Annotated in this window: 6 protein-coding genes and 1 pseudogene; 2 read left to right on the forward strand and 5 right to left on the reverse strand. The window is 73.6% G+C overall.

Translation table 11 applies throughout. The annotated features are described in order from the left end of the window. Positions 1-26 precede the first annotated feature (26 nt). Positions 27-347, forward strand: a complete 321-nt coding sequence (locus IH13_RS0120735) for a hypothetical protein (RefSeq protein WP_031086606.1) — start codon at positions 27-29, stop codon at positions 345-347. Between the two features lie 17 nt (positions 348-364). Here the strand turns inward: IH13_RS0120735 and IH13_RS0120740 are convergent, their stop codons facing one another. From IH13_RS0120740 to IH13_RS0120750, 3 genes are all read right to left on the reverse strand, one after another. Further along, a complete protein-coding gene (locus tag IH13_RS0120740; protein ID WP_199814771.1) occupies positions 365-1,204 on the reverse strand; it encodes a hypothetical protein in 840 nt (279 codons plus the stop codon). A gap of 312 nt (positions 1,205-1,516) precedes the next feature. Continuing rightward, complete coding sequence (locus IH13_RS0120745) at positions 1,517-2,737, reverse strand: acetyl-CoA C-acetyltransferase (RefSeq protein ID WP_031086611.1); 1,221 nt, start codon at positions 2,735-2,737, stop codon at positions 1,517-1,519. 258 nt (positions 2,738-2,995) lie between these two features. After that, positions 2,996-4,027, reverse strand: coding sequence for an SGNH/GDSL hydrolase family protein (locus tag IH13_RS0120750; protein ID WP_037841906.1), 1,032 nt, complete (start codon positions 4,025-4,027; stop codon positions 2,996-2,998). 185 nt (positions 4,028-4,212) lie between these two features. Between IH13_RS0120750 and IH13_RS0120755 the strand changes: the two genes are divergently transcribed. Then, complete coding sequence (locus IH13_RS0120755) at positions 4,213-5,616, forward strand: cystathionine beta-synthase (RefSeq protein WP_031086614.1); 1,404 nt, start codon at positions 4,213-4,215, stop codon at positions 5,614-5,616. A gap of 298 nt (positions 5,617-5,914) precedes the next feature. On the opposite strand, the gene IH13_RS0120760 is transcribed toward IH13_RS0120755, so the two are convergent. Both IH13_RS0120760 and IH13_RS0120765 read right to left on the reverse strand, forming a co-directional pair. Continuing rightward, positions 5,915-6,334 carry a hypothetical protein gene (locus tag IH13_RS0120760; RefSeq protein WP_031086616.1) on the reverse strand — a complete coding sequence of 140 codons (420 nt, stop codon included), beginning with the start codon at positions 6,332-6,334 and terminating at the stop codon, positions 5,915-5,917. Between the two features lie 112 nt (positions 6,335-6,446). Further along, positions 6,447-6,934: pseudogene (locus IH13_RS0120765) on the reverse strand (hypothetical protein); the annotation flags it as partial.

A 6,934-nucleotide genomic window follows, 5' to 3' on the forward strand; every position in this document is an offset into this window, starting at 1 on the left:
CCGCCACGGGGACGTAGGGTCGCGGGGTGCTCGATACGACCCCCCTGATCACCGCGGTGGAGCGGTTCGCCGACCGGCTGCGCAGCGCCCCGCAGAGCCGACTGCGGCGCGGCCTGGCCGCCGAGGCCCTGGCGACCGCCCGCGAGCTCTCCGCCCGGGCCCAGCGCATCGAGTCCCCGGACCGCGAGCCGCGCCTCCTGCCGGACGCGGGCGTGTTCGCGGTCGGCGACCAGCTCGCCGTCGCGGGACGCGACCTGGCCGTGGCACTGGAAACGGCCTCGCCCCAGGAGCTGGACGAGGCCGTGCGCGGTGTCGAGGAGGCGGCGGAGCGGGCCTTCGCCCGCTGAGTCCCGCCGCGCCCGGGTCAGAACGAGGCGATGACGCGGTCGGCGAGGATGTAGACGTTCTCCTCGCCGCACGAGAAGGTCAGCGCGTAGGCGCCGGAGACACCGGAACCGCCCAGCAGGACCGGCTGCTCCCCGGCCCGCAGCGAGTCGGCGAGGCGTTCGGCGGTCTCACGGTGACCGGGCGTCAGGCAGAGCGTGGTGCCGTCGGCGAAGACGTAGACGTCGAGCGTGCCCAGCGGACCGGGGCGTACGTCGGTGAGCTCCGTGGCGGTGTCGGCGAGGCGTTCCAGGCGGTCCACGGTGCGCTCGTGGTCGGCGACCACGGAGGTCTGCGCCGGGACGAAGTCCGGGTGCGAGGGGTGCCGGCGGCGGGCCGCGGCCAGTTCGGGCGAGTCCTCGGCGAACTCCACGGACTCGGCGACCTCGGGCAGGTCCGTCAGCTCGACCAGCTCCTCCATGGCCTCGGTCACTTCGAGGTCCATGGACTCCAGTCCGGCGAAGTCCGCCTGACGGGGCATGAAGAAGGGGGCGTCGTCGCCGAGACCGGAGAGTCCGCCCAGCAGGGACGGGGCGTCGGCGGCGTCGCGGGCTTCCTGGGCGGCCCAGAAGGCACGGGCCTCGGCGAGCTCCCGCTCGCGCTCCTCGGCCAGCGCTTCGGCGACCGCCGCGCGTATCTCCTCCGCGGAGGCGGCGGCGCTCCGGTTCTGCTGCTCGGGCACCGTGGCGTGGCCGCCCCGGCCCTCCGCGAGTTCCGTACGCAGGGCGACGACCTGCTTGCGCAGACCGTGAGCGGCGTGCAGTGCGGCGGCGCCGACGGCCGTGGCAGCGGCGGTGGTCAGCAACAGGGCAATTGGCATGGCGCTCACTGACGTACTCCCGGTTTCGATCGACACCCCCGACTTCCTACATCAGCTTGGCCTGTACCCGTGCCCGCTGTCAGTGCATTACGTCACGAAATGGACAGGTCTTTGGGCCCTATGTGGACCCCCGATACGGGTGTGACCTGCGCAAACGAATCTCCCCCGGGACGCAGGTCACATCCTGGGGGAGATTCGGTCACGTTCGGGGCTCGGGCCGGTTCGGGGCGGCCTCCACGAGGAACGGCGGGGTCCGGGCCGACTCGGCGGCCGGGGCGGGCCCGGCCGGGTCCGCCCCGGCCCCGCCCGGGCTCAGCTCAGCCGCTCGATGACCATGGCCATGCCCTGGCCGCCGCCGACGCACATCGTCTCCAGGCCGAACTGCTTGTCGTGGAACTGCAGGCTGTTGATCAGGGTGGCGGTGATCCGGGCGCCGGTCATGCCGAAGGGGTGGCCGACGGCGATCGCTCCGCCGTTGACGTTGACCTTCTCCAGCGGCAGGCCGAGGTCCCGGTAGGAGGGGATGACCTGGGCGGCGAACGCCTCGTTGATCTCGGCCAGGTCGATGTCCCCGATGGCCAGGCCGGCGCGCTCGAGCGCCTGCTTGCTGGCCTCGACCGGGCCGTACCCCATGATCTCGGGGGACAGGCCGGAGACGCCGGTCGACACGATCCGGGCCAGCGGGGTCAGGCCCAGCTCCCGCGCCTTGGTGTCGGACATGATCACGAGCGCGGCGGCGCCGTCGTTGAGCGGGCAGCAGTTCGCGGCGGTGATGCGTCCGTCGGGGCGGAACGCCGGCTTCAGGCCCTGGACGCCCTCCATGGTGACGCCGCCGCGAGGGCCGTCGTCCTTGGAGACGACCGTGCCGTCCGGGGTCGTCACCGGGGTGATCTCGCGCTCCCAGAAGCCGTTCTTGAGGGCTTCCTCGGCCAGGTTCTGCGACCGTACGCCGAACTCGTCCATCTCCTGGCGGGTGACGCCCTTGAGCCGGGCCAGGTTCTCCGCGGTCTGGCCCATGGCGATGTACGCGTCCGGGACCAGGCCCTCCTCGCGGGGGTCGCTCCAGGTGGTGCCGGACTGCTCGGCGCGGGCCGCCGTGCGGGCCTCGGCCTCGGCGAAGAGCGGGTTGTGCGTGTCCGGGAGGCTGTCGGAGTTGCCCTTCACGAAGCGGGAGACCATCTCGACACCGGCGGAGATGAAGACGTCGCCCTCGCCCGCCTTGATCGCGTGCAGTGCCATGCGGCTGGTCTGCAGCGAGGAGGAGCAGTAGCGCGTGACCGTGCAGCCGGGGAGGTGGTCCATCCCCATCTGTACGGCGATGATCCGGCCCAGGTTGTTGCCCTGCTCGCCGCCGGGCAGGCCGCAGCCGAGCATCAGGTCGTCGATGTCCTTCGGGTCCAGCTCGGGGACCTTGGCCAGGGCGGTCCGGATGACGGTCGCGGTCAGGTCGTCCGCGCGCAGGTCCTTCAGGGACCCCTTGAAGGCCCGGCCGATCGGCGAACGGGCTGCAGAGACGATCACGGCTTCGGGCATCACGCGGCTCCATGAGGGCTGGAAGGCAGGGCTGACTTGGAAGTTACCCGTACGTATCGCTCAGGTCACCCGACAAGCCGTGTGATGCGGACCTCTTTACTGAGCAAGCGCTCAGTCGCGTTGTCCGGGGCCCGCCGGAGGGGCCCGGCGCCCGGGTGACCGGGTGGGCCCGGCCGCCCGGTGCCCCCTCAGCCCGGTCACCCGGCCCCCCTCAGCCCGGTCACCCGGCCCCCCTCAGCCCGGCCGCCCGGCGCCCCCTCAGGCCGGGCGCCAGGTCGCCCCCGACGCGGGCGGATGCTGCGGCCCCCCGCCCGCGTCGTCGCGCCGTACCGGCTCCGTGTGCGCGGGCAGCCTGCGCCGGCGCCGGTGCTTGAGCAGGGCCCACGGGGCGCGGGCCCCGGTGACCTCCGTACCCGCCTCGCGCGCCGCCCGGGAGGCCGCCTTCGCGACCGGCAGCATGCCCTCGCGCCGCGCCCCGTCCAGGCGGTCCGACTCCGGCCACAGCCCCAGCGCGGCGCACAGCGTCGGCAGCATCGCCATCGACGCGGTGGCGTAGCCCTCCGCCGAGGGGTGGTAGTTGTCCGGCCCGAACAGCTCGCGCGGGTTCGCCTCGAACTCGGGCCCCAGCAGGTCTCCCAGCGACACGGTCCGGGCCCCCTGTTCCACCGCGCCGATCGTCTGCGCCGCCGCGAGCTGACGGCTCACCCGGCGGGCCAGCCACCGCAGCGGCTGGTACACCGGCTCGATCGTGCCCAGGTCCGGGCAGGTGCCCACGACCACCTCCGCGCCGGCGGTGCGCAGCCTGCGGACCGCGGTACCCAGGCAGCGCACCGACTGGGTCGCCGGGATCCGGTGCGTCACGTCGTTCGCCCCGATGATGACCGCGCAGACGTCGGGCGGGCCCGTGGGGTCCGCCAGTACCAGCGAGACCTGCCGCTCCAGGTCGTCGGAGCGCGCACCCGGCAGCGCCACGTTCCGCAGGTCCACCGGGCGCTCCGCCACCGCCGCCAGCCCGGACGCCAGCAGGGCCCCCGGTGTCTGGCCGGCCCGGCGCACACCCTGGCCGGCCGCCGTCGAGTCCCCCAGCATCACGAAGCGCAACGGGTCGGAGGGACCGGCGAACGCCACCCCGTACCGGCCGTCCGCGCTGGGCGGCACCGGTGCCGTGCCCCCGCCCACCCGCCGCTTCGCCAGCTGCACCTCGGCCAGTACCAGGCCCACCGTCGCCGCCCCGATCAGCCCGACGCTCCCGCCGCCGTAGGCCGCGCCCGCCGCGATCCGCCGTGCCACCCTCGCTCTCGACACAGTCCGGTCCACCTCCTCCTCGCCGTACAGCCGTACAAGCACTACCTGCCCCGTGAGGCCCCCGGCCCAATCTCCCCGCCCGGCGAGGGGGCCCGTACCGCCGCCCCCGCCCCCGGGCCGCCTCGTGCGCATACTCTTGGCTGACCATCTCGGAGACCCCGGAGTACACGGTGCAATTCCACGATTCGATGATCAGTCTTGTCGGCAACACCCCGCTGGTGAGGCTGCGCAATGTATCGACAGGCATTCAGGCGACGGTCCTGGCCAAGGTCGAGTACTTCAACCCCGGCGGGTCCGTGAAGGACCGCATCGCCCTGCGCATGATCGAGGCGGCCGAACAGAGCGGCGAGCTGAAGCCCGGCGGCACGATCGTCGAGCCGACCAGCGGCAACACCGGTGTGGGCCTGGCCATCGTGGCCCAGCAGAAGGGCTACCGCTGCATCTTCGTCTGCCCCGACAAGGTGTCCACCGACAAGATCAACGTGCTGCGCGCCTACGGCGCCGAGGTCGTAGTCTGCCCGACCGCCGTCGACCCCGAGCACCCGGACTCCTACTACAACGTCTCCGACCGGCTGGTCCGTGAGACGCCGGGGGCGTGGAAGCCCGACCAGTACTCCAACCCGAACAACCCGCGCTCGCACTACGAGACGACGGGCCCCGAGCTCTGGGAGCAGACGGAGGGGAAGATCACCCACTTCGTCGCGGGCGTCGGGACCGGCGGCACGATCACCGGTACCGGCCGCTACCTCAAGGAGGTCAGCGACAACCGGGTCCGGGTCATCGGCGCCGACCCCGAGGGCTCCGTCTACTCCGGCGGCTCCGGCCGGCCGTACCTCGTCGAGGGCGTCGGCGAGGACTTCTGGCCGAGCGCCTACGACCGCACGGTCACGGACGAGATCGTGGCGGTGTCGGACAAGGACTCCTTCCAGATGACCCGCCGCCTGGCCAAGGAGGAGGGCCTGCTCGTCGGCGGCTCCTGCGGGATGGCGGTCGTCGGGGCCCTGGAGGTCGCCCGGCGGCTCGGCCCCGACGACGTGGTGGTCGTCCTGCTGCCGGACAGCGGGCGCGGCTACATGAGCAAGATCTTCAACGACGAGTGGATGGCGGACTACGGCTTCCTGGAGGACAGCGGCCCCTCCGCACGGGTCGGCGCGGTCCTCGACTTCAAGGAGGGCCCGCTCCCGTCGCTCGTCCACATGCACCCGGAGGAGACGGTCGGCGAGGCCATCGACGTGCTCCGCGAGTACGGCGTCTCGCAGATGCCGATCGTGAAGCCGGGTGCCGGGCACCCCGACGTGATGGCCGCCGAGGTCATCGGCTCCGTCGTCGAGCGGCAGCTCCTGGACGCCCTGTTCACACAGCGCGCCTCGCTCTTCGACCCGCTGGAGAAGCACATGTCGGCCCCGCTGCCGCAGGTCGGCTCCGGCGAGCCCGTCGAGGACCTGATGGCGGTGCTCAGCGGCCAGGACGGCGCGGACGCGGCGATCGTCCTCGTGGAGGGGAAGCCGAAGGGTGTCGTGAGCAGGCAGGACCTGCTGGCCTTCCTCGCGAAGGACGCCGCTCCCAAGCAGTGACGCCGCACGTCCGGGCGACGCGGAATCGGTACGAGCACGACACGTGGGCGCAGCACCCGGTTAACACGGCTCCGGCACAGTGAGGGGTGTCGGCGGGGGAACCCGCCGGCACCGGTACGGCGACACGGACCACGGAGCGGCTCCCGGAACTCCGCCGTCGCCCGGACGCGGCTTTCGGCCTGACCCGAAACCGCGTCCCTCGCGGGGACCGCCGTCGTCCCGCCCCCCGGGCGACCGGGGGTGCGGCGGTCCCCGCGACGCTCCGTGCCCCGCCCCTCCGGACGGCGCGGGCCGGGCCTCAGTCCCGCCGGTCCGACGGGTGGCGCCTCGCGTGCGACCACGGCCACGTCCGCGCGGCGTGCACGGCGTTCACCCCGAAGACCCCCAGCCACGCCACCACGAGCCCTTCGATCCCGGCGTTGGCGACGCCGATCGCCGACAGCGGGACGGCCAGCACCAGCGAGACGGTGGCGAAGCCGAACCGCTCCCCGAAGGTCCCGCCGGGCGGAGCGGCCGGCCCGGCCCCGCCCCGGGCGACGACCACCTGCTGCTCGGCGAGGTGCCGGCGCATACGTCGGTCCAGCGTGCCGTCGAGCCGCTGTTCGACCTTCTCCAGGAACGAGTCGACGAGCGCCGTCTCGTAGTCCGGGCCCAACTCGGCGCGGGCCTTCAAGGTGGCGTCGAGCTCTCGCCTGAGCTCTGGGTCACGGGCTTCCATGCCGTTCACGGTACGGAGCCCGGCCCCCGGGGGCAGTGGGGCTAACCCCCGTGTTCGCCCACCGGCGGGCCGCCCCGGGGACGTGCGGAATCCGAGGTGCGGTGGGTGGCGGTCAGGCGGCCGTCCGCGTGCGACTGCCGTCGTGGCCGTCGTGGCCGTCGCGGCAGTCACGGCAGTGGCCGGGGTGGCGGGAGCGGAAGGCGCGGTCGCAGCGGTCGCAGTTCTGGAGGGGGACGACGGCCGCGCGGGGAGGCGTGGGCACGGCGAGGTCCCGGTCCCCCGGAAGCGGCGGGGGGAGGAGCGTTGTGATCCGGTGCCGCAGGAGTCCGGCCGGGTGCTTGAGCGGGTCCGGGAGATCGGCCGTCAAGGCGTGGCGTACGGCTTCGGGGCGGGCGCCCCGTTCGAGCCAGGTGACCACTCCCGGGGCGAGGGTGTCCATGTCGCGCTCGGACAGCATCAGCCGGGGCGCGTGACGGCGCAGGTCGGCGAGGAGGGCGACGGCGACCCGCGCCAGTTCCGGGGCGGCCGAGCGGGGCCGGGGGAGCGGTGGCGGCTCGGGACGGGCGGGGGCCACGGGCCCGGAAGGGGCGGACGCCTCTT

It is taken from the genome of Streptomyces sp. NRRL WC-3549 (assembly GCF_000721935.1).
Lineage (GTDB): Bacteria > Actinomycetota > Actinomycetes > Streptomycetales > Streptomycetaceae > Streptomyces.